Genomic DNA, 23,614 nt, shown 5'->3' on the forward strand with positions numbered 1-23,614 from the left:
TTTAAAAGTGTAAAGAAATATTTGTTTGTGACCTGGCCTGAATCTGCTCTAAGCTCTGCGCTTGTCGAGTTTTCTAGCTTTGTACGCGGCGCATTGCTCTTCAGGTAAATGCTTTGGAAGTGTGCGCCCGTATGGGTGTATGAGAGTGGAGTAGAGCTGCGGTGAACAAACAATGCACTTATGGAATGGGTGTTTTATTGTTGCTCGGCTTGGGGCAAGTGTTCGCCGAGCCTGTGCGCGATTGCACGCGGATTGTTTCCAATGTCGAACGTTTGGCCTGTTTTGATGAGGCGGCCGGAACCCCTTCGCGGGTGCCGCGGGTAAAAGCCACGTGGTCAGCACCGGAGCTGAGCGCACCTAGCGTGGCTCGGGTCATGACCAACGAGGCCCAGCGAATGCCGGACGACCTGGCGTTTCGCATGAGCGTGCAGCGTGAGGGGCAAGCGGGGCAGGCGCGACTGGTGATTTCGGCGCCTGCGATCGCTGCGGTCGAGCCGCGGCCTTACCTTGCGATCAGCTGCGTGCAGAACATCTCCAGATTGCAGTTGATCACCGCGCGACCTGTTGAGGGCAGCCGAGTGGTACTGCAGCTGCGCACCGAGCATCGGGCGACCAATGCGCAGCCCTGGCAAGTCATGGAAAACGGCCAAGTGTTGGATGCTGGCCGGGGTCTACCGGCTATTGAGCAGATCAGGGCGTTGATCGGCGCCAAGCGGATCCACATCGTCAGCGACCATCCGGCGCTCGATGGGCTGAGTTTCGATGCTCAAGGGCTAGACCCTTTGATTGATCAGGCGCGCCAAGCATGTCGTTGGTAGCCAGGGTGTCGAGCGATGACATCGCCAGGCTGCTGGCGCCCATTGACCCCAAGCTTGCCGCAGGTCTGTTCGATATCGAGGATGAGACCTACCAGGCGATCGATCAGGAGATGGTCAAGCTTGGCGGATTGCATGAAGGTGCTATCGATTGGCCATTCATCGAAGAAGCCTCCCGCCAGTACCTCAGTAGCCACTGCAAGCATTTGCGCATCGTCGGCCATCTGAGTGTCGTGTGGTTGCGCAAGCGCTGTTGGGAGCACTGGTGCCACACGCTGCAGTTGCTGGCGGGCATGGTTGAACACTATTGGGAAACCGCCCATCCCAAGCCCGGCCCGACGGGATTTCTGGGCAAGCGCAAATTGGTTGGTGTGCAGGTCAAGCGACTGACCGAAGCGCTGCCTCAGCTCGACCGCTTTAGCTATACACCGGCCTGTGCCGAAACGGCGCAGAAGGCGATTGCCTCCTTGTTGCAACAGGCGAGCTCGGCGCAGCTTGATCTGCCGGCGTTGCAGGCGCTTGAGCGCTTGCTGGTAATGCACAGCGAGTCTGTCATTGGAGTCGGCAACGAACCTGCTGGCAAGCCTGTTTCACCCGCTCGCAATGCTACCCCGCTCGCTGAAGCATTCCTCCCGGCCAAGACCACCGCGTCGCTCGGCAACGAGCGCGAAACCCGGCGCGCGGTGCTGAGCATGGCCGAGTTCATCAATCAGCAAGACCTGTACGACCCGACCGGCTATCAACTGCGAAGGTTTGGCTTGTGGGCGCACATCCAGGCTGCGCCGGGCGCCAGGCAGGATCATCGCACCGAACTGATGTCGGTCCCGACAGACATCGTCAGCGGATACGAGGAGGCGCTGTCGAGTACCGCTATTGATCCGGCCCTGTTGCTGCGAGTGGAGAAAAGCGTCACTGCTTCGCCGTATTGGATTCGCGGCAGTTTCCTCGCTGCAAGCATCGCATCGCGTTTGGCCATGGCTGAAGTCGCCGAAGCGATCCGCTGCGCAACGGCGCGCTTCGTCCGTCGCCTACCCGCCGTGCAACAGCTGTGTTTCAGCGATGGCGTGGCGTTTGTCGATGAGCAATGCCTGGCATGGCTCAAGGGCGCAGAAGCATCGCCTGCCCAGGGCGCAGGCTCGCAAGAATTTCTTGGGCTGCGCGAAGCGTTGGTCGAGCAGATGGAAGTTGAAGGGGTGGAAGCGGTGTTGTTGCGCCTACAGGCCCTGCAAACACAGCACAGCTCGCCGCGCGAGCGCTGCCATACCACGCTGATCGCTGCCGATCTGCTCGGTACCCGTGGCGTGTCTTGGCTGGCGCACGACCTGTGCGCCAGTGTTGCCCGAACCATGCAGGCCACCACCGCCCAGATGTGGGAGCCGCAGGTTTATCAAAAGCTCAAGCACTACGCAGGCACGTCATCACTGATTGACCAGGACAAGGAGTAGCAGTCCCCGATGAGCACATATTGGAGACATCTGAAACGTTTGGGCTTGCCGCTGGCCACCCGCGCAGGGCTGGCCATGCCGCTGCTGCTCGCAGCGGCTGGGGTGTTGTTGCTGGTCGCCATCTGGTGGCTTGGCCCGCAGTGGACTTGGCGTGCGCAGCAGCCCCTGGCCAGTCTGGCGCACCGCAGTATCGCCAGTTTGCTGGTGGTACTGGTGCCTTTGCTGTGCGCGTCGCTGGTGCTAGTTGCGCGCCTGCGTCGGCTCCAAGCACAGCGTCAGCAGGAGGCCGCTGTCGAGGCAGATCCGAGCCTGCCGTTCGTGCAAGCACAGGAGCGAGCGCTCGAACGAGGGCTGGCAAGCTATCTGGACAATGCCGGCGGTCGTCGTGGGCTCTATCAGTTGCCGTGGTATCTGGTTGTCGGTGAGCAAAACGCTGGCAAGACCAGCTTCATCACTCGTTCCGATCAGCATTTCTCTCTGACCCGTATCAGCAAGGCACAGGCGCTCAGTCGCCAGGATGACGATCTCGCCTACCCGGTGGACTGGTGGATCAGCAATGAGGCAGTGATCATCGATCCTCCTGGCGAATTGATTACCCAGCAGTCACTTGAGGGCCTTGTGCCTGACGCTGACGGCAAGCCGTCACCCGTCCTGCCTGTGGGTACTCAGGCCAAGCTCTGGCTGCACCTGCTGGATTGGCTGGCGCGCAAGCGCAGCCGTAGAGCCTTGAATGGTCTGGTGCTTGTGGTCGATCTGGCATCGTTGTTGCGTTCGACGCCCGAGCAGCGCATGGCCTTGGCTGATGTGCTGCATACCCGGCTGTATGAGGTGAGCCGTCAGCTGGGCTCACGTTTGCCTTTGTACGTGGTGCTGAGCAAGTTCGATCTGCTTGACGGTTTCGATCAGCTGTTTGCGCGCATGAGCCAGTCTCAGCGAGAGCACATGCTTGGATTCAGCTTCAAGCTCGATGCCATTCGTTCATTCGACGCGTGGCTGGATGAGCTAATCGCCCATTACGATCAGTTGATCGAGATCGCCCAGGAAATGGTGCTCGATAGCATGAGCGGCTTGAGCAGCGCTGAGCAGCGCCAGCGGCTGGTTTCGTTGCAGGGGCAGTTGATGGGGCTGCGCCCGGCATTGATGACGTTCCTTCAACACGCATTGGCCAGCGATCGCTTCACGACGCCGGCGCTGGTGCGCGGACTGTACTTGTCTTCGGTGTTTCAGCAGGGAGAGATGAACAACGCGTTTGTCCGCGAAGCGGCGCAACCCTACAAGGTTCTGCCACCGCTGAGCGATGGCAAGCCGCAAGGCAAAGCCCTGGTCTATTTTGCCCAGCATGTGTTCAAGCGGGCGATATTTCCCGAAGCGGGATTGGCGGGTGACAACGTCAAAGTCGCTCGCGACAAACGCCGTCTGTTGTGGCTCAGTTCGGGCGTTGGTGTGCTGGCCTTTGCCGTGCTTGGGACAAGCTGGCATCGCTACTTTGATCACAACCGGGAACAAGCGATCAGCGTGCTGGCCAAGAGTCAGGCGTTCAGCGAGGGTGAAGTCGATCAGCGCCTGGATCCTACCGGCCGCAACCTGCTGGTGCCTTTGGATCAGATCCGAGAGGCCGTTTCGGTGTTTGGCGACTATCGCGCTGCGTGGCCGGTGGTGGCCGACTTTGGCCTCTACCAGGGCCGTGCAATTGGTCCGATGGTCGATCAGGCCTACCTGACGCTACTGTCGCGGCGTTTCCTGCCGGCCCTTGCCAGTGGAGTCGTCGACGCGATAAATGCCGCCGACGAGGGTAGCGAGCAACAGATGGCGGCGCTCAGGGTCTATCGGATGATCGAGGACCGGCAGAACCGGCGAGCGAAGTGGGTAGAAGATTGGATGGCACACCAATGGCAATCTGCTTACCCTGGGCAGGGGCAGCTACAGCGTGACCTTATGCGTCACCTGCAGTACGCCTTGGCCTACGCCGACACCGATCTACCGCAGTTCCGGCAGCGAATCAGTGAAGTCCAGCAGATACTGGGTAAAGTCCCGCTGGCGCAGCGTGTCTATGCAAGCCTTAAGCGGCAGGCTCAAGATCAGTTGCATACAGGCTTGGATTTGCGCCATCAGATAGGGCCTGCGTTCGACGTCGTCTATCAGCCAACCTCAGAAAACGTGACAACGAGCGACCGCATCCTGCTGGCGCCATTGCTGACGGCTAAGGGTTTCAGGGACTATTTCGAACCGCACAGCGAGCACATTACAGACATGGCCATGATCGACCAGTGGGCCCTGGGTGAGCGGCGTCAACTGGACTACTCCGCGGCTGACCGCGCTGCACTGACTGAGAAGATCAGCAGCCTGTACCGCGCTGACTACATCGACAGTTGGCGACGGGCGTTGAATGAGTTTACGGTGACGGACTTTCACGACTTGAGCCATGGGGTTTCGGTCCTCGACCACATCACAGGACCAGCAGCGCCGCTGCGCCGCTTGTTGGAGACGGTGCGCGACAACACCACCATCGATTCGTTGGCCGCCGCACAGTCCAAGCAAGCAGAGGCTGTCACGGCGCTGGCGGGAGGTGTGGAGCCTGCCCAACAACAGGCCGGAGGAATACGCAGGGCGTTCACCGGCTTGAATGAAATGCTCGAGGCGAGGGGTGAGCGGCCAAGTTATTACGACGAAACCCTCAGCGCTATCATCGCGCTCTATGACTACGCCAAGGCCGTGCAAGATAGCCCCGATCGAGGCAAGGCTGCCTTGCAGGTGGTGCTGCAGCGCTTTTCGATGAAGGGGCCTGATCCGATTGCAACCCTGCAGCGGGTCTCTACCGGCCTGCCTGATCCCATCCGCCAGCAGGTTAAAAAGGTTGCCGAGCAAACTGCCCAAGTGTTGGTAATCGAAGCTTTGCGAGAGCTGGAGCGGCGTTGGGATGCTGATGTCTACAGCTTCTTCCAGCAGCGGCTCGCGGGGCGTTATCCATTCCTTGCGCGAGCCCCCGATGCGGCGTTGGATGATTTCGAGGCCTTCTTTGGGCCCAAGGGGCGCCTGCAGCAGTTCCAGGATCAATACCTTAAGGTGTTTCTGAAGGACAACCTCGATGCACTTTATGCCGACAATCGTGGCAGCTACCTGATACGCACCGATGTCATCGAACAGTTAGAGATAGCAGATCGAATCCGCGAAACCTTTTTCGATCACCGAGGCAATCTGAGTGTGCAGTTCAGCATCGAACCCTTGGGGCTCAGTGCGAACCAGCGTACCAGTGTGCTTGACCTGGATGGCCAGCTGATTTCCTACACCCATGGACCCAGCTTGATCACCGGGGTGATCTGGCCCAATACCTTGAACCCGCAGGTGCGTAGCAACCTGACCTTGCTCAAGCTCAATGGCAACAGCAGCAGTCTCGAGTATCGCGGGCCCTGGTCGATGTTCCGCTTGCTCAGTCGGGGCGCCCTCAATGGGCGTACGGCGACCAGTGTCGACCTGAGCTTCCGTACAGGAGACGGCATGATGCGTTATCAACTGAGTTCGGAGAAAGCATTCAACCCGATCACCCAGCAGCCGTTCAAAGGCTTCAGGCTACCGCGCACCTTGCTTGAGCAAGGTAGCCCGCGGGCGGTTCAGGCTGCGCTTACCAGCACTGGCGTACGGTAGGCGCAAGGAGCGAGTCGAAAGCAAAACCGGGCCATCAAGGCCCGGTTTTTTTATCGTGTGAGAGACCACTTACTCGGTTGTCTTCGGCGCCCAGCGCAAGATCACGCAAGCAATCACCGCCGACAGCAACGACCCCAGCAGAATCCCGATCTTGGCCTGATCGATCAGCTCCGGCTGCCCTGGAAACGCCAGTTCGCCAATGAACAGGCTCATGGTAAAGCCGATTCCGCAGAGCATTGCCACCCCGTAGATCTGCAGCCAGCTGGCGCCCTGCGGTTTAGAGGCCAAGCCGGTTTTCACTGCCAGCAGCACCCCTGCGAACACGCCCAACTGCTTGCCCAGCAACAGGCCAAGGGCGATCGCCAGTGGCAGTGGCGCCAGCGCATCGCTCCAGCTCAGGTTGGCGAACGAAACACCGGCGTTGGCAAAGCCGAATACCGGCACGATCAGGAACCCTACCCAGGGCGCGATGGCATGCTCAAGCTTGAGCAGCGGGCTGTCGCTGGTGCCTGCGCTGTACGGAATCAGCAGGGCGCCGACGACGCCGGCAATGGTCGCGTGGACACCGGACAGCAAGGTGAAGTACCACAGCGCCGCAACGCCGATCAGGTAAGGCCACAGCGTCACCACGCGCATGCGGTTAAGGCCAAGTAGCAGGGCAACGATGCCCGCTGCAGTGCCCAAGGCGAGCAGGTCGATCGATGAGGTGTAGAACAAGGCGATGATCGCCACCGCACCCATGTCATCGATGATCGCCACTGACACCAGCATCACCTTCAATGACAGCGGCGCGTGCTTGCCGAGCAGGGCCAGGGCGCCAACGGCGAAGGCGATGTCGGTGGCGGCGGGGATCGCCCAACCGCTGGCCAGGCCCGGTTCGACCGCTGAAACCTTGAGGTAGATCAGCGCGGGTACGGCCATGCCCATTAGCGCTGGCAGCGCCGGCAGACGGCGTTGCTCCCAGGTCGCCAGGCGGCCGTCGACCATCTCGCGCTTGATCTCCAGGCCTACCATCAGGAAGAAAATCGCCATCAGGCCATCGTTGATCCAGTGGTGCACGGTCATCGGGCCGAGCTTGTCAGTGAAGGTCGGGCCTACCGGTAGATGCAGCAGGTGTTGATAGGCGCTGGCCCAGGGGCTGTTGGCGATGACGATGGCGAGGGCGGCAGCGAGCATCAGCAGCACGCCACCAGCAGCCTCGCTGGCCAGCAAGCGCTGCAGCAAGGGCCGGCGCTCGGCGGTAGGTAGGGAAACGTTCATGGGAAGGTCCTCGTTCATGGATTCGCCCTCGATGCCGCTGCGGTTGGCCAACTAGCGAGCACAGCAAAGCGCCGGTAGGGGTTGACCCGAACCAGTGCGGCGGTAGGCGAGAAGAAGGGAAGGGGCGTGCGCAACCCGGCTAAAAAAAGCGGGAACGGCAAACACCATAGACATTGGACAGCTGCATGCAACATGGACGGACTCTCGGAAAACAAATGAATGTTCTCCGTATTCGGGATGGCTCCCGGGCGCACGCAGCACACGCCAGGCGAAAATTTTACAGAATATTGGCGGCAATGTTCCAGTTTTATGCATCGAAATGTTGCTAATAGCCGGTTTTGGTCAGCAGCGGTTTATCCCTCGGTACGTGCGTTAGAAGCGCTCCTCCAGCCGTCACGGCGCTCCAGGGGCATGAGCTGGCTCGAACTGGGGTGCTTGGCCTATCTTGTTAAAATGCATATTAGGTTATTCCTAAAATCAATTTAATTAATTAAGAAATGCTCTATAGAGTCTGTCCCAGACAGCTAGTACCTGGCCAGGGACAACCCTTAAGGAGCACCATGCCAATCCGCTCGCGTTTTCTGCTTTTCGCCGCCGCTTTGCTGGCGGCTACCCAGGCGCTCGCCGCCGACCGCCTGACCCTGCGCATTGGCGATCAGAAGGGCAACATGCGCGCTCAGCTCGAAGCTGCCGATGCCCTGCGCGACTTGCCCTACGACATCCACTGGGCCGAGTTCCCCGCCGCCGCGCCGTTGGCCGAAGCACTGAATGCTGGCGCCATCGATGCCGGCATCATCGGCGATGCGCCGCTGTTGTTCGTACTGGCCTCCGGAGCGCCGGTCAAAGCGGTTGCGGTGGACAAATCCGACCCCTATGGCACGGCGCTGTTGGTGCGTCCGGATGCGCCTCTACAGTCTGCAGCTGATCTCAAAGGCAAACGCATCGCTACCGGCCGCGGCTCGATCGGTCATCACCTGGCACTCAAGGCTTTGGACAAGGCCGGCCTGAGTGAAAAGGACGTTGAGTTGCGCTTCCTTGGCCCAGTCGACGCCAAGATCGCATTGGCCAATGGCTCTGTCGACGCCTGGTCGACCTGGGAGCCCTATACCGCACTGGCTGAGTTGAGTGGCCAGGGTCGGGTGCTGGTCGATGGCCGTGGCCTGTCCACCGGCAACAGTTTTCTCGCCGTGACCGATAAGGCGCTGCACGACCCAGCTCGCCATGCGGCTTTGCAGGACTACCTCAAGCGGCTGGCTGGCGCTCAGGTGTGGGCGTATCAGCACCTGGACAGCTATTCGCACACCCTGGCCAAGATCATCGGCTTCCCTGAGGACGCCGCTCGCCTGCAGTTCGAACGACGCCAGTTACGCTGGCAGGCTATCGACGCCAAGACCATCGCCGAGCAGCAGGAAACCGCCGACTTCTATCACGCCCATGGGCTGATGACTCAGCGCCTGGATGTGTCACCCACCTTCGCCAAAGATTTCAGCGTGCCGAACGCCGAGGCGGTTGCGGCGCAACATTGATCGGGAGAACAGCTCATGCTTGCATTCAAACACTTGCGCCATCTGGCCGTTGGGCTAGTGCTCGGCGGCTTGCTGCCGGGTATCGCCAACGCCGAACAGACCCTGCGCATCGGTTATCAGAAATCCTCGACCTTGCTCACCCTGCTCAAAGCCCGTGGCACCCTCGAGCAGCGTTTACAGGCCGAGGGTATTCGGGTTAGTTGGCATGAATTCCCCAGTGGCCTGCCGTTACTTGAAGCGCTGAACCTAGGCAATGTCGACCTGTCGGCAGACGTCGCCGACACGGTCCCCGTGTTCACCCAGGCCGCGGGCGCGCGCTTGACTTACTTCGCTCGAGAAACGCCTTCACCCAGTGCCCAGGCGATCCTGGTGCCTGCTGATTCTCCGCTCAAGACCCTCGCCGACCTCAAGGGCAAGCGCGTGGCCGTGACCAAGGCGGCGGGCAGCCACTATCTGCTGATCCAGGCTCTGGCCAAGGCAGGCTTGACCTTCAAAGATATCAAGCCGGCCTACCTGATCCCCGCCGATGGCCGCGCCGCATTCGAGAACGGCAAGGTCGATGCCTGGGTCACCTGGGACCCGTATGTAGCCAGCGCCCAGCGCCAGCAAAATGCGCGAATCCTCGCCGACGGCACAGGGCTTGCCAGCTATCAGCGCTACTACCTGGCTGGCAGTGACTATGCCAAGGCGCATCCTCAAGTGCTGGAGCAAGTCTACAGCGCGCTGCGTGACATCGGCGCCTGGACCAAGGCCAACCCCGCGGCCGCAGCACGTGTACTTGGCCCGCTGTGGGGCAACCTGGACAGCGCTACGGTGCAGCAGGCCAATGCCCGGCGCAGCTATGAGGTGCAGCCGGTACAGGCGGATAACCTGGTTGAGCAACAGCGCATTGCCGATGCTTTCTTGCGTGAAGGCCTGCTGCCCAAGGCGGTAGATGCGCGTGCGGTGACCCTGTTCGAGCCGCGAGTGGGGAAATGAGTGCCTGAAACGGGGTAGTGCAGACATAGCTAGTGCCGTTGCCCTGACGTTAGAGGGTAGCTACGGGCAGTCCATGGCAAGGCCCTCGAGGCGCTCGACGCGCTCGACGCGCCGTGAGCCTGAGCGAACTTTGCAAAGCACCATTGCTTTAAGTAATGCCGATGCTGGCTTGTGGGATGGTCTGCTTAGGGCCTTCTCATCAAGGACAGGATTGCCCCATGACAGCAGGATTGTTTCGCCAGGATTGCGTTGATGCACTGATTGCCAGCCAGCTACCCGCTTGGCTGACCGGCTCATCGGCAGAACACATTGGCCGGCTGCGCATCAGCCTGAACCAGCAACAGCGCAGTCAGCACCAGCTGGCGGCGCTGTTTGCCAAGATTACGCCGCTCGATACATTCGCTGAACGCGTGCTCGCCAATGGTATGCAAGCGGAATTTAAGCTCACCATCGATGTGCGTCAGGCCAAGCTGCGTCGCACCAGCAGCGTCATCATTGCCCCAGTTGCCCCCGGCGCGCTGGGCAGGACCGTGAAGGAAACCCGCGAAATCAGCCTGCTGGCAGCTGCGCTGCATAACTTCGCTGCGGCCGAGAGGGCGCCATCGGGTGGGCTTGAAACTGCCGTACTGGTGGACGCTCAAGGCGCGCTGGCGCCGTCGGTGCAGTCGTTCATGACGTTGTGCCGTAGCCTGGACATTGGTGCGCAGTACCAGCAGCACTTGCGCTCAGTCCTACCGGCGACCGGCGCTGCCGGAAAGAAAATCGAAGCGTTGCTGGAAGAGGGCGCTCGGGCAAACCTTGACGCGGCTGTACGCCTTGCGGCGCTGCGCGGCGATATTGATCAGCGCACTTATTTCCAATTCCTTCCGGTCGTGGCCAAGGCGTCGGTGGTGGCCTCCGATGCTTCGCGGCTGCTGCCTTTTGATCTGCGGGTGCTGGGTATGCAAGTACGCGGGGCGGTGGCGTTCGAAGTGCGTCGCGGTGGTTTGGCCTCTGCGCCGTTGGAGGGAGTAGTGGTGTGGATTCCAGATGATCCGCAGGGCGCGCTGAGCCGCTACGAAACCTGGGATGAGTTGTTTTCAGGTCTGGGCCGGCGGTTACAAAGCCCAGGCTACCAGGCGTTTTTCCAGCGCTTTATCAGTGAACGTGATCGTGTCGCGTTCACTAGTGCCCTGGCGCGTCTGTTGAGCGCTGGCACAGCGGCTGCGATCGAACTTGACGGGCGCTACTTCAGCATCGGCACGCCACTGTTCGCCCATCTACGTAAAGTGCGCATCGACACCGTGCTCGACGACGCGCGGGTGTTGGCCACGCCCAGTGCCGAGGTAGTCAGCGCAGAGCGCGACAGGCGCTCGGACGCCTATGCCAGCGCCGGCTTGAGTGTGCTTGGCTTGGCTAGTTTTTTCCTACCTTCACTTGGCTTGCCATTGTTGGGCATTGCTGCTTGGCAAATTGCCAAGGAAGTCTATGAGGGGTATACCGATTGGCGCTTGGGCGATCGTCAGGGCGCGCTCAATCACCTGCTGGGGGTCGCTGAGAATCTGGCCATTGGCACTGCGGTTGCGGCAGTGGGCGTAGCCGCTGGCAGGCTGATCGAGCGATCAGCGTACGTTGATGCGCTGATCCCGATCCAGGCCGCAACAGGTGCGCTCAAGTTGATCGACGCCGAGCTGCCTGGCTATGCCCTGGGCGATCTCGGCTTGAAGGTGGGAGAGCGCAGCGACATGGCCGGTCAGTTGCGGTTGCGCACGCCCTCGGCAACCTATCAAGTGCTCGAGTCTGCTGCTGGCGAGGGCCTGCGCATCCAGCATCCGAGCAATCCTGATGCCTATATGCCGCTGCTGGAGGACAATGGCGAAGGTGGTTGGCGCCATGAGCTGGAAACCCCCCAGCAGTGGCAGGGTGCCGCGCTGCTGCTGCGTCGCTTAGGCAGCGACTGGGCCGAGCTGGATGAGCACACAGCAGAGCGGATCATGCACATCACCGGCTTCGATGAAGATCGCCTGCGCCGCTTGCATCTGGATCATGCACCAGCCCCGGCGCGCTTGCACGACGCATTGCGCGTGTATCAACTGCGTGAACAGCAGCCCGGCCTGATCGGCGCTGCATTCGACCAGCAGTTCGCCGCCCTGCAAGAGGCATTGACGCCTGCCCAGCAATTGTTGCGCCGCGACTTCCCCAGCCTGAGCGCACGTGCAGCGCAGCAGATCGTCAGCCAGGCAAGTGCCGAGATGGTCGAGCAGATGCTTACCTCCCAGCGCGTGCCGCTGGCCCTGGCGAGCGAAGCGCGTTGGTTGATCCGCGATTATCGACTGGACCGCGCCTGTGCCGGTTTCTATCAGGCCTCGGCGATCAACGCTGATGGACAACGTCTGGCACTGGGCCTGATCGCCGACTGGGCGCCATGGCCGTCGGCAGTGCGTATCGAGTTGCGCGATCTGACTTCGACCGGCGCCCTGCTGGCCGAAGCGGGCCCGGCCATGGCCGCGCAAGTGCGGCTAATCGTCAAGACTGCGGAGGGTTATAAAGCCCTGGCAGCCACTGGCGCCTTGCCGACGACTGCTGCACCGAGCGACAGCTTGTTCACCGCGCTGTGGCTACATCTGGATGAGGCGCAGAAGCAGCTCATGGGGGGCGCTGGGCGCTCAGCACAACAGTTGGCTGAGGCCCTGGCAGTTCGTGCGTCGACTCGACGCGAGCGAGTCGCTCAGTTGCTGGGTATGGCGCCGATCAAAGACAGTGTGCGTGCGCCGGTGCGCTTGGGTGATGGTCGTCTGGGCTACCCGTTGAGCGGTGGGCAGCCCGACAGGATACTGACCGGGTCGGTACTCACTACCGAAGATCAAGCCGCTCGACGCTCGATCCATGCCGGCTTGCGTCAGCTCTTCCCGCATTGGCACGCGGCGGATGTAACCTGGATGGCCCATCAGCTTGGCCAGCGCCCCGCAAGGACGATGTGGACCGCCTTTAGCGAACTGAGCAGCCAGGTGCGTGGTTTGCGATCGAGTCTATGGAGCTGGTACGTCCAGGCGACAGGTGCAACCTACACCAGTCGCCAGCGCGTTGGGCGGTTGCTTGCTCAGGCCTGGGAACCTCACGACTTCGGCCCCGGTGGCACGAGTACCTTGAGAGTCGAGGGCGAGCGTGTCGGCACGCTGCCCACGTTACCGGCCAACGTGCACTTCGCTCATATCCGCAACCTCAGCTTGAGCAACATCGGTTTGGCGACACTCGATCAGTCATTTTTGGCTCATTTTACCAATCTGACCAGCTTGATCCTGAGCGGTAATCAATTGACCACGATTGCGGATTTGGCGTCGTTCACGCGTTTGACGCGATTGGACCTGCAGCGCAATCAGCTGAGCCAGGTTCGCGGACTTGGCCAGCTTACGCAGTTGACTCTCTTGAGCCTCAATGACAATCAGCTGAGCGAGCTACCAGGGCTGGAAAACCTTACGCGGTTGCTGCGTCTGGACTTGCAGGACAATCAACTGACCGGCGTACCTGGCCTTGAAAACCTCGTTTCACTGACTCAACTGGACCTCAGCGGTAATCACCTGACGGCACTCACTGGGCAGCTTGAACGCTTGACTGGGCTGCAGTACCTGAACTTGAGCAGGAATCAGCTTACGGTTGTACCGCCGGGTATCGAGCGCATGGCCGGGTTGAATCAGTTGAACCTGGCCAACAACCAGCTGACGGAACTGCCTGACTCGCTTGGCCAGTTAGTCGGGTTGCTGCATCTGCATCTGGGCGCGAACAACTTGTCTGCGGTGCCAACTGCGCTTGGCAATCTGACGCGATTGAGGATTCTCAACTTGGCCTCCAACCAGCTCACTGAAGTTCCGCTTGGTCTGGAACGGTTACGGCAAATGACCGAGTGTTATCTGGGCAATAACCAGATCGTCATCGATCTCGCAGGCGGGCAGCGGCTTGAGGCATTTAGCCGCTTGCAGACCTTGAGCCTGAACCGTAACCCGATAGGCATGATCCCGCCGCTGCGCAATTTGGACCACCTGCGTCACTTGGCGCTACGCGAGGCCCGCTTGACTGAGTTTCCGCTAGCGTTCCTGCAGGCCCATCCGCAGCTGCATGTAGATATGGCCGGCAACTTGATCGTGGAGTTGAGTGAGCAGGCGCTGCAATGGGTCCACCAGCATCCGCATCGGGTCAATCTGGCCAATAATCCGTTGGACGAGCAGGCTTTGGCGCGCTGGCGGGCTGCACAGATGCGTATCGATACCTTGAGCCGCCAGGGACGTAGTGTTTAGTGGGAACAAGCGAGGCTTTGACAGGCCTGGGAAACCGCGCTCATTGAGGCAAAAGACCTGAATGAGCGCGACTCGCAGCAGGCTTAGCCGGCAATCGCCGACGGCGCCGACTGCAGCTGCCAGCGGCTGCGCAAGCTTTGCAAGGCGTCATCGAGGATCGAGGCGCCGGTTTGCTCGCGAGCGTTGCGCTCACGGCGCATCACATCATCGAGCACGCCCAGCAGATTGCGCGACTGGCGTGCCGAGGCCGGTGTGGTCACATCTTCGGTGAGTTCACCTTTGACGTAGGTGCGCACTCGCTCGCTTTGGCTGGCTTGCTGAGTAGCACTGGCCTCTACTAGCCGGCCTTTGTCATAGGCCAGGCGGGTGGAGCTGCTCGATTGGTCGTTGATCTCGTGGTAGCTGTAGTTCTGGGATTCGCGGTCCATCCCAAGCTGCATGTCCACCAGGGGGTTCAGGCCTTTGTGATAGGCAGCCTTGAGTTCAGCTTGCTGGTCTTGTTGCACTGAGCGGTTCAAGCCACTGCCCTTGAGGCTGGTCGACTGCGAAGCGCGATAGCTGAAGCGGTCTGATTCCTCAGGGTGCAGGGGGTTGCTTTGCCCAGGTGTCTGGCTGATCGAGGCGGAAAAGTCCGCCAGGCCACTGAGCAAGGCGCGCGAGCCGGTATCGATCAGCGAGATACGGTCGTTGACTGCCTTCTTGCCATTGTCCGCGGCATTGAGCTGCGTGAAAGCGTCCTTGAACTGGCGCATCAGGTTCTCGTCGCCCTTGCCACGTTTTTGCGCCGCGTCGAACTGGCTCAGGTAGTTGTCGATCGCCGCCTGACGCTGCGCTGAGCTGCCAAGCCGGGTGCTGGAGGCGTCGAGGTCAAGCTGCACGCGCCCTGACGGACCTTGCAAGGCCAGGCTGCGCGACTGCTCGTCCAGGCGCAGGTCAAAGGTCTGTTTTTCTCCGCCTACATCAAGGCTGGCGTTGAGCTGTAGTGAGGTGAACAGCGCAGGATCGACCTTTACCAAGTCGCCAATCTGTACCCGCGGTGGTACTTGGGTCAGGCCGGTGAGGGCGGACTGGAAACCATCCGCCAGCCCGGCCAGGCCCTTGAGTTCGTCTGCGTTCAGCTGGCCGCCTTGCACTTCTGCGCTCACCGCCAGCCCTTGTTCGCCGCTGGCCAACGACAGCGTCACCGTAGCGCCTGAAGCCGTAGTGAGATTGAACGTCACCTTATTGGCGGCGTTTTCGCGCAGGCTGTCCTGTTGCAGGCGCAGTCCTGTGGCATCAGGTTGTTCAGTGCCTGAGAAGGTGAGCACAGATTGCGAGATGTTGTGCCCACCATTGGCCGCTAACTGGTCGAGCAGTGCTGCGCCAATGCCGCCGAAGCGGCCGCCATTGGACGAGGCTTGCACCGCGATGGTCATGGCCGTGCCGAGCTTGTTGCCGCTGTCTTTTTCCCAGATGTAGCGCACCTGGCCAGTGCTGGCCAAGCCGTTGGGGCTGTAGGTTTGCACCGGCGTGGTTTGACTCTGGCCGAGGCTCACGCTAGTGCTGGGTGTGGCTGCGGCGGTGTTGCTCTGGCTGTTGGTGCTAATGGGCGCCAGCGTACGCACCGGTGGCGTGTAGACAGGTGTGAAGCGCTGTGCGGCAGTGATCGCATTCATGGTCGGCTTCCGTGCAGATCTTAGGCTGTAGCCCTTGATATCGGCATGCCACTAGAAAACCTGAGGACTTATTGCGCTCTGCGTGTTCAGCCAGGAGATTACGGCAGCGCAAAAACCAACCAGCCCGCTCAAGGGCGGGCTGGAGGGTGAAGCGATAACGATCAGCGTCGACGGAACAGCGGCAGCGGTTCGTCAGTGGCGGCCTGGTAGGTCACCGAGAAGTCCTTCAGGCCTTCAAGGGCATCCACTGGATCCTTGTCGGGGCGAATGGCGAATGCATCGAAACCGCAGCGAGCCAGGAAGAACAGCTGGTCGCGCAGGACGTCACCGATGGCACGCAACTCACCTTTGAACTTGTAGCGGTCACGCAGCAGGCGCGCATTGGAGTAGTTGCGCCCGTCGGTAAACGCCGGGAAGTTCAGGGCGATGACCTGGAAGTGCTCGACGTCGTCACCGATCTCTTCGGCTTCTTCGTCGCTATCCAGCCAGATGCCCAGGCCACCATCGCGCGCCTTGAGGGCATGCGCGTGGTCGCGCCACAACTGCAGCGGCACGATGTAGTCGTCGCAGTTGGTCAGCTCGTCGAACGAGGTTTCCTTGGGCAGCAGGTGCCAGGTTTCGTCGACCAGCTGATTGTTCTTAATGATTCGCTGCATAGACGCGCTCCTTGAAGGGGTCGATGCCAATACGTTGGTAGGTGTCGATGAAGCGCTCTTCTTCGGTACGTTGTTCAACGTAGACGTCGATCAGCTTCTCGATCACATCAGCCATTTGGTCTTGCGCGAAAGACGGGCCGAGGATCTTGCCCAGGCTCGCGCCACGCGCGGCGTTACCGCCCAGCGAGACTTGGTAGAACTCTTCACCTTTCTTGTCCACGCCGAGAATACCGATGTGGCCAACGTGGTGGTGGCCGCAGGCGTTCATGCAGCCGGAGATGTTCAGGTCGATCTCGCCGATGTCGAACAGGTAGTCCAGGTCATCGAAACGGCGCTGGATCGATTCGGCGATCGGGATCGACTTGGCGTTGGCCAGCGAGCAGTAATCGCCGCCTGGGCAGCAGATGATGTCGGTCAGCAGGCCAATGTTCGGCGTGGCGAAGCCGCTTTCACGCAGTTCCTGCCAAAGCGCATGCAGCTGGCGCTGCTCGACGTCGGCCAGGATGATGTTCTGCTCGTGCGAGGTGCGCAGGAAACCGAAGCTGTAGCGCTCGGCCAAGTCGGCAACGGCGTCGAGTTGCTTGTCGGTCAAGTCGCCTGGGGCAACGCCGGTCGGCTTGAGCGACAGGGTCACGGCAACATAGCCCGGACGTTTGTGCGCGCGAGTGTTGCGCGAACGCCAGCGGGCAAAGCCTGGGAATTGTTGATCGAGCTCGGCGTAGTCGACGTTGTCCAGGGCCTGGTAGGCCGGATCGACGAAGTGACGCGAAACGCGCTCGACTTCGGCCTCGGTCAGGGTGGTGTTGCCGCCACGCAGGTGGACCATTTCGGCCTCGACCTTCTCGGCGAAGACTTCTGGGGTCAGTGCCTTGACCAGGATCTTGATCCGCGCCTTGTACTTGTTGTCACGGCGGCCGTAACGGTTGTAAACGCGCAGGATCGCGTCGAGGTAGCTGATCAGGTCCTGCCACGGCAGGAACTCATTGATGAACGAACCGACTACCGGGGTACGCCCCAGGCCGCCACCCACCAGGACCCGGAAGCCCAGCTCGCCGGCCTCGTTGCGCACCGGCTCCAGGCCAATGTCGTGCACTTCGATGGCGGCGCGGTCTTCCTTCGAGCCGTTGACGGCAATCTTGAACTTGCGCGGCAGGTAGGCGAACTCGGGGTGGAAGGTGGTCCACTGGCGGACGATCTCGCACCATGGGCGCGGGTCGACGATTTCGTCGGCGGCGACGCCTGCGAACTGGTCAGTGGTGGTGTTGCGCAGGCAGTTGCCGCTGGTCTGGATCGCGTGCATCTGCACGGTGGCCAGCTCTGCCAGAATCTCGGGGATGTCTTCCAGCGCCGGCCAGTTGTACTGCACGTTCTGGCGGGTGCTGATGTGCGCGTAACCCTTGTCGTAGTCGCGAGCGATCTTCGCCAGCATGCGCACCTGAGTCGAGTTCAGCTGGCCGTAAGGCACCGCGACACGCAGCATGGGCGCGAAACGTTGGATATAGAGGCCGTTCTGCAGGCGCAGAGGGCGGAATTCTTCTTCGCTCAGCTCACCGGCCAGGTAGCGGCGGGTCTGATCACGGAACTGCTTGACGCGGTCCTCGATGATCCGCTGATCGTACTCGTCGTATACGTACATAAAAGTCCTGTCTCAGGCTGCATGCAGCTAATCGCGCGCACGGCCGCGCACTCCGGTTCGGAGCCGGGGAACGATATCAGGTTGTATTTATGCGCTAAAGTGATGTTTTTGCATATGAAAAGAACTAAACGGACTAAGTGAGACTGACTGGCATTTATCCGCGCAGCCGGGGCGAATAGGTATAATCCGCGGTTTGCTCCGCAAGGATATACCTCATGCTCAAGGCGCTGCTGCGCACCGTCGGTCAGGGCCTGTGCTTGAGCCTGCCCCTGGCAGCGGGCGCGCAGGCCGCTTCGGTGGTGTTTCTCAATCCGGGTCACTCCAATGAAAACTTCTGGGTCAGCTACTCGCGCTTCATGCAGGCGGCAGCACAGGACCTGGGGATGGAGTTGCGCGTGCAATACAGCGAGCGGCGTGCGGACCTTGCCCTGAGCCAGGCGCGGGCGATTCTCAAGGGGCCGCAGCGGCCCGATTACCTGGTGCTGGTCAACGAGCAATACGTGGCGCCGGAGATCATCCGCTTGTCACGTGGCAGCGGGGTCAAGCTGTTTCTGGTCAACAACGGCCTGACCGCGACCCAGGCCAGCAGTATCCAGGCCCAGCCCGAGCGCTATGCCCCGGTTTTGGGGACTCTCACCGGTAACGACGAGCAGGCTGGCTACCAGATGTTGCGCGAGATGGTCGCGTTGCTGCCGCGCTCCAGCGGGCCGGTGGATCTGCTGGCGTTCGCCGGGATCAAGACCACTCCCGCCTCGCAGCTGCGTGAGCAGGGTATGCGCCGCGCTTTGGCTGATTTCCCTCAGGTACGCTTGCGTCAGGTGGTGTATGGCGGCTGGAGCCGGCAGCGCGCGTACGAACAGGCTCAGTTGCTTCTCGAGCGCTATCCGCAGACCCAATTGGTCTGGTCGGCCAATGACGAAATGGCATTCGGCGCCATGCAGGCGTTCGAGGCGGCTGGGCGCAAGCCGGGCGTCGATACCGTATTCAGCGCCGTCAACAGCTCGCCTGAAGCCCTGCGTGCGCGCATCGATGGGCGCCTGGGGGTGTTGATGGGTGGGCACTTCAGTGTGGGTGGTTGGGCCATGGTGATGCTGCATGATGATGCCCGGGGCGTGGCGATCAACCGTGATGGTCTGCGCGAGCACAGCCTGCCCGTGCTGCAATCGATCGATCAAGCCAAGGCCCGGCGTTGGCTCAAGCTGCTGGAGGAGGACGATCATGGCGTTGATTTCCAGCGCTACAGCGCTGAAGGGCGGCCGGCCGATTATCAGTATCCTTTTCTTACGTCACCCGTCGACTATTGAAAGACCCTGCTTGAGGGAAGGGCATTGCTCGTCTTAACTGCTGGTGGTGAAGTGCATTCCCATAACCACTACAAGAGGCAATGCAATGGGAAACTCAACCAAGGTCCGCAAGCCTGACAGCAGTGTCGATGCCTGGGCGATCCTGTGCCTGATCGTTCTGGTGGTCGTCACCGCTGTGTATTGGGTCAGCCATCAGTAGCGCAAAAACTTCAGACCGTGGATTCAACCTGAACCGCCCGTGGAAGGGATTTCCACGGGCGGAGTGCGTTTTAGCGGGCAGTCAGGTGCAGGGCCAGTTGCACCAGGCCGATCAGCACCAGGATGAAGATCAGGGTGAACAGCGTGCCGAGGGCGATGAAGTGACTGGCCTTGCCGTGGGTGAAGTCACGTGCGCGGTTCTTGCCGCTTTGCACGCCAAAGGCGGCGGCGAGAATGCTGTGCAGCATTTGCCAGAAGGTGGGCGGTTTGCCCTGGCTTGAGTCATCCATGAGGGGCTCCTGAAGGTTTTCAGAAACGATCAGGGACAAGTGTAGACCTTTCGATTTTTGGGGCCGCTTTGCGGCCCTTCGCGGGACAAGCCCGCTCCCACAGGTACCGCGTCGTTCGGATAGTCAGCGCTATCCTTGTGGGAGCGGGCTTGTCGGGGCGCCGAACCGCCGTGAAGGGACGCAAAGCGGCCCCAATCAATCTCAGCTGTCGTACCCGAGGTTCGGCGCCAGCCAGCGCTCGGTCACGCTCAACTCCTGGCCCTTACGCGCGCTATAGCGCTCGACCTGGTCCTTATCCACCTTGCCCACGGCAAAATACTGCGCCTGCGGATGGGCAAAGTACCAGCCACTGACCGCCGCCGCCGGGAACATGGCGAAGTGCTCGGTGAGAAACACACCGCTAGGGCCCGTTTCGCCAATCGCCGTGCCGTCGAGCAGGCGGAACAGGGTTTCCTTCTCGGTATGATCCGGGCAGGCCGGGTACCCCGGGGCAGGGCGGATGCCGCTGTACTGCTCCTTGATCAGCGCCTCGTTATCCAGGTGCTCGTCGCGGGCATAGCCCCAGTGCTCTTTACGCACCTGCTCATGCAGCCATTCGGCGCAAGCCTCGGCCAAGCGGTCGGCCAGGGCCTTGACCATGATCGAGCTGTAGTCGTCGCCTTTGTCCTGATAGGCCTTGGCCACCTCCTCAGCGCCAATGCCCGCGGTGGTGATGAAGCCGCCGACATAGTCGGTGACGCCGCTGTCCTTGGGCGCGACGAAGTCGGCCAGCGACAGGTTCGGCTTGCCATCGGGCTTGATGGTCTGCTGGCGCAAGTGGTGCAGGGTGGCCAGCGTCTGGCCGTCGTCGCCATACACTTCGATGTCGTCATCGGCGACCTGGTTGGCCGGCCAGAAGCCGAACACGGCGCGGGCGCTGATCAGCTTTTCGTTGATCAGCTTGTCGAGCATTTCCCGGGCATCTTTATACAGCGCCGAGGCCGCTTCGCCGACTACCTCGTCGGTGAGAATGCGCGGGAACTTGCCGGCCAGGTCCCAGGAGATGAAGAACGGCGTCCAGTCGATGTATTCGGCCAGCACCCGTAGGTCGATGTTCTCCAGCACCTTGACGCCGGTGAAGGAAGGCACCGCCGGCGAATAAGTGGCCCAGTCGTACTTGGGCTTGGCGGCGATCGACTGGGCGTAGCTCAGGCGCTCGGTGCGGGCACTGCGGTTGGCGGTGCGTTCGCGTACCTCGACATACTCCTGGCGAGTCTTCTCGACGAAGCCGGCCTTGAGTTCCTTGGACAGCAACTGGGTGGCCACGCCGACCGCGCGCGAGGCGTCGGTCACGTAGATCACCGCATCGTTGGAGTACTTGGGCTCGATCTTGACCGCAGTGTGCGCCTTGGAGGTGGTAGCGCCGCCGATCATCAGTGGCAGATGGAAGTCCTGGCGCTGCATTTCGCGGGCAACATGCACCATTTCGTCCAGCGAGGGGGTGATCAGCCCGGACAGGCCAATGATGTCGCACTTCTGCTCGCGGGCGGTCTGCAGGATCTTCTCGGCCGGGACCATTACGCCCATGTCGACGATGTCATAACCGTTGCAACCGAGGACCACGCCGACGATGTTCTTGCCGATGTCGTGCACATCGCCTTTGACCGTGGCCATGAGGATCTTGCCCTTGGCTTCAGGTTTGTCGCCTTTCTCGGCTTCGATGAACGGGATCAGGTGGGCCACGGCCTGCTTCATCACCCGCGCCGACTTGACCACCTGCGGCAGGAACATCTTGCCCGCGCCAAACAGGTCGCCAACCACGTTCATGCCGCTCATCAGCGGGCCTTCGATGACTTCAATCGGCCGCGCCGCTTGCTGGCGGCACTCTTCGGTGTCTTCGACGATGTAGGCGGTGATGCCTTTGACCAGCGCATGTTCGAGGCGCTTGTCGACAGGCATCGAGCGCCATTCTTCGTTTTCCACTTCCTTGGCCGCGCCGCCGCCTTTGTAGTCGTCGGCAATGGCCAGCAGGGCGTCGGTGCCTTCCGGGGTGCGGTTGAGTACCACGTCCTCGACCTTGTCACGCAGTGCGGGCGGGATCTCGTCGTAGATCTCCAGCTGGCCGGCGTTGACGATACCCATGGTCAGACCATTCTGGATCGCGTGGTAGAGGAACACCGAGTGGATCGCCTCACGCACCGGGTTGTTGCCACGGAACGAGAACGACACGTTGGATACCCCGCCACTGGTCAGGGCGTGGGGCAGGTGGTCGCGGATGTAGGCGCAGGCTTCGATGAAGTCCACGGCATAGTTGTTGTGCTCTTCGATGCCGGTGGCGACGGCGAAGATGTTCGGGTCGAAGATGATGTCTTCGGCCGGGAAGCCGACTTCATTGACCAGGATGTCGTAGCTGCGTTTGCAGATCTCACGCTTGCGCGCCGCGGTGTCGGCCTGGCCGACCTCGTCGAAGGCCATCACTACTACCGCAGCGCCATAGCGCTTGCACAGGCGGGCGTGATGCTTGAAGGCTTCGACGCCTTCCTTCATCGAGATCGAGTTGACGATGCCCTTGCCCTGGATGCACTTGAGGCCCGCTTCGATCACTTCCCACTTGGAGGAGTCGATCATGATCGGTACGCGGGAGATGTCTGGCTCACCGGCGATCAGGTTGAGGAAGCGAACCATGGCTGCCTGGGAGTCGAGCATCCCTTCGTCCATGTTGATGTCGATCACCTGGGCGCCGGCCTCGACCTGCTGCAGGGCGACTTCCAGGGCCTCGGTGTAGTTCTCTTCGCGAATCAGGCGGGCGAACTTGGCGGAACCGGTGATGTTGGTCCGCTCGCCGACGTTGACGAACAGCGACTGGCGATCGATGGTGAACGGCTCCAGGCCCGACAGGCGGCAGGCCTTGGCGATCTCGGGGATTTCACGCGGCTTGTACTTGGCCACCGCTTCGGCGATAGCCTGGATATGTGGCGGGGTGGTACCGCAGCAACCCCCGATGATGTTGAGAAAACCACTGGCGGCGAACTCTTCGACCACGGCGGCCATCTCGGCCGGCGTTTCGTCGTACTCGCCGAAGGCGTTCGGCAGGCCGGCGTTGGGGTGCGCCGATACATGGGTGTCGGCCTTGGTCGACAGCTCTTCCAGGTACGGGCGCAGGTCCTTGGCGCCGAGGGCGCAGTTCAGGCCCACGGAAATTGGCTTGGCGTGACGCACCGAGTTCCAGAACGCTTCGGTGGTCTGCCCGGACAGGGTCCGGCCGGAGGCGTCGGTGATGGTGCCGGAGATCATGATCGGCAACTCGATGCCGTCATCTTCGAACACTTGCTGCACGGCGAAGATCGCCGCCTTGGCATTGAGGGTGTCGAAGATGGTTTCGATCAGGATCAGGTCGGCACCGCCGGCGATCAGGCCGCGGGTCGCTTCGATGTAGTTGGCGACCAACTCATCGAAGGTGACGTTGCGATAGCCCGGGTCGTTGACGTCCGGGGAGATCGAGCAGGTGCGGCTGGTCGGGCCGAGCACGCCAGCGACGAAGCGTGGCTTGTCTGGCGTCTCCAAGGTCTTGGCATCGGCCACGCGGCGGGCAACCCGCGCGCCTTCGACGTTCATCTCGTAGGCCAGCGATTCCATGCCGTAGTCGGCCTGGGAAATCTGCGTGGCGTTGAAGGTGTTGGTTTCGAGGATATCGGCCCCGGCGTCGAGGTAGGCCTTCTCGATCGCAGCGATGATATCGGGCTGGGTCAGCAGCAACAGATCGTTGTTGCCCTTGATGTCGCTTGGCCAATCGGCAAAGCGCGTGCCACGATAGTCGTGTTCCTCCAGACGGTAGCTTTGGATCATAGTACCCATGCCTCCGTCGAGGATCAGTATGCGCTCCTTGAGGGCTTGCTGAAGTGCTTGGAGACGAGCGCTACGGTCGGACATAGGACTACCTGGTCGGGCGAATAACAGAA

13 protein-coding genes are annotated in these 23,614 nt (G+C 61.2%); 7 read left to right on the forward strand and 6 right to left on the reverse strand.

The annotated features are described in order from the left end of the window. The first annotated feature begins 185 nt into the window (after positions 1-185). The 3 genes from vasI to tssM are packed head-to-tail and all read left to right on the forward strand — an operon-like array spanning position 186 to position 5,902. Positions 186-818, forward strand: a complete 633-nt coding sequence (gene vasI, locus ACI2JX_RS05300; RefSeq protein ID WP_404689561.1) for a type VI secretion system-associated protein VasI — start codon at positions 186-188, stop codon at positions 816-818. Beyond that, positions 806-2,260 carry a type VI secretion system protein TssA gene (gene tssA, locus ACI2JX_RS05305; RefSeq protein WP_264235898.1) on the forward strand — a complete coding sequence of 485 codons (1,455 nt, stop codon included), beginning with the start codon at positions 806-808 and terminating at the stop codon, positions 2,258-2,260. The genes vasI and tssA overlap by 13 nt, the downstream gene beginning before the upstream one ends. Positions 2,261-2,269: 9 nt before the next feature. Next, positions 2,270-5,902 carry a type VI secretion system membrane subunit TssM gene (gene tssM, locus ACI2JX_RS05310; RefSeq protein WP_404689562.1) on the forward strand — a complete coding sequence of 1,211 codons (3,633 nt, stop codon included), beginning with the start codon at positions 2,270-2,272 and terminating at the stop codon, positions 5,900-5,902. Between the two features lie 69 nt (positions 5,903-5,971). Here tssM and nhaA read toward each other — a convergent pair whose 3' ends face one another. After that, positions 5,972-7,162 carry a Na+/H+ antiporter NhaA gene (nhaA, locus tag ACI2JX_RS05315; protein ID WP_404689563.1) on the reverse strand — a complete coding sequence of 397 codons (1,191 nt, stop codon included), beginning with the start codon at positions 7,160-7,162 and terminating at the stop codon, positions 5,972-5,974. 560 nt (positions 7,163-7,722) lie between these two features. On the opposite strand from nhaA, the gene ACI2JX_RS05320 reads away from it, so the two are divergent. The 3 genes from ACI2JX_RS05320 to ACI2JX_RS05330 all read left to right on the forward strand — a co-directional run bounded on the left by ACI2JX_RS05320 (position 7,723) and on the right by ACI2JX_RS05330 (position 13,937). After that, on the forward strand, positions 7,723-8,688 hold the full coding sequence (locus ACI2JX_RS05320; protein WP_404689564.1) for an ABC transporter substrate-binding protein: 966 nt from the start codon (positions 7,723-7,725) through the stop codon (positions 8,686-8,688). Between the two features lie 15 nt (positions 8,689-8,703). Beyond that, the gene (locus tag ACI2JX_RS05325; RefSeq protein ID WP_404689565.1) at positions 8,704-9,666 is read left to right on the forward strand and encodes an aliphatic sulfonate ABC transporter substrate-binding protein; all 963 of its coding nucleotides are present in this window, start codon (positions 8,704-8,706) and stop codon (positions 9,664-9,666) included. A 218-nt stretch (positions 9,667-9,884) separates the two neighbouring features. Next, positions 9,885-13,937 carry a dermonecrotic toxin domain-containing protein gene (locus ACI2JX_RS05330; RefSeq protein ID WP_404689566.1) on the forward strand — a complete coding sequence of 1,351 codons (4,053 nt, stop codon included), beginning with the start codon at positions 9,885-9,887 and terminating at the stop codon, positions 13,935-13,937. Positions 13,938-14,020: 83 nt separating this feature from the next. On the opposite strand, the gene ACI2JX_RS05335 is transcribed toward ACI2JX_RS05330, so the two are convergent. The 3 genes from ACI2JX_RS05335 to ACI2JX_RS05345 all read right to left on the reverse strand — a co-directional run bounded on the left by ACI2JX_RS05335 (position 14,021) and on the right by ACI2JX_RS05345 (position 17,884). After that, complete coding sequence (locus tag ACI2JX_RS05335) at positions 14,021-15,592, reverse strand: hypothetical protein (RefSeq protein WP_404689567.1); 1,572 nt, start codon at positions 15,590-15,592, stop codon at positions 14,021-14,023. A 161-nt stretch (positions 15,593-15,753) separates the two neighbouring features. Continuing rightward, positions 15,754-16,248, reverse strand: coding sequence for a DUF934 domain-containing protein (locus ACI2JX_RS05340; RefSeq protein WP_264235906.1), 495 nt, complete (start codon positions 16,246-16,248; stop codon positions 15,754-15,756). Next, positions 16,232-17,884: a nitrite/sulfite reductase gene (locus tag ACI2JX_RS05345; protein ID WP_264235908.1), complete on the reverse strand. Its 1,653-nt coding sequence runs from the start codon at positions 17,882-17,884 to the stop codon at positions 16,232-16,234. The genes ACI2JX_RS05340 and ACI2JX_RS05345 overlap by 17 nt, the downstream gene beginning before the upstream one ends. A 215-nt stretch (positions 17,885-18,099) precedes the next feature. On the opposite strand from ACI2JX_RS05345, the gene ACI2JX_RS05350 reads away from it, so the two are divergent. Continuing rightward, on the forward strand, positions 18,100-19,188 hold the full coding sequence (locus ACI2JX_RS05350) for an ABC transporter substrate-binding protein (RefSeq protein WP_404689568.1): 1,089 nt from the start codon (positions 18,100-18,102) through the stop codon (positions 19,186-19,188). Between the two features lie 269 nt (positions 19,189-19,457). On the opposite strand, the gene ACI2JX_RS05355 is transcribed toward ACI2JX_RS05350, so the two are convergent. After that, positions 19,458-19,676 carry a DUF2970 domain-containing protein gene (locus tag ACI2JX_RS05355; RefSeq protein ID WP_186556771.1) on the reverse strand — a complete coding sequence of 73 codons (219 nt, stop codon included), beginning with the start codon at positions 19,674-19,676 and terminating at the stop codon, positions 19,458-19,460. A 201-nt stretch (positions 19,677-19,877) separates the two neighbouring features. After that, entirely contained in the window at positions 19,878-23,585 is a 3,708-nt protein-coding gene (gene metH / locus ACI2JX_RS05360) for a methionine synthase (RefSeq protein WP_404689569.1), read from the reverse strand. Between the last annotated feature and the right edge of the window lie 29 nt (positions 23,586-23,614).

The organism is Pseudomonas sp. NPDC088890 (assembly GCF_044900155.1).
Taxonomy (GTDB): domain Bacteria; phylum Pseudomonadota; class Gammaproteobacteria; order Pseudomonadales; family Pseudomonadaceae; genus Aquipseudomonas; species Aquipseudomonas urmiensis.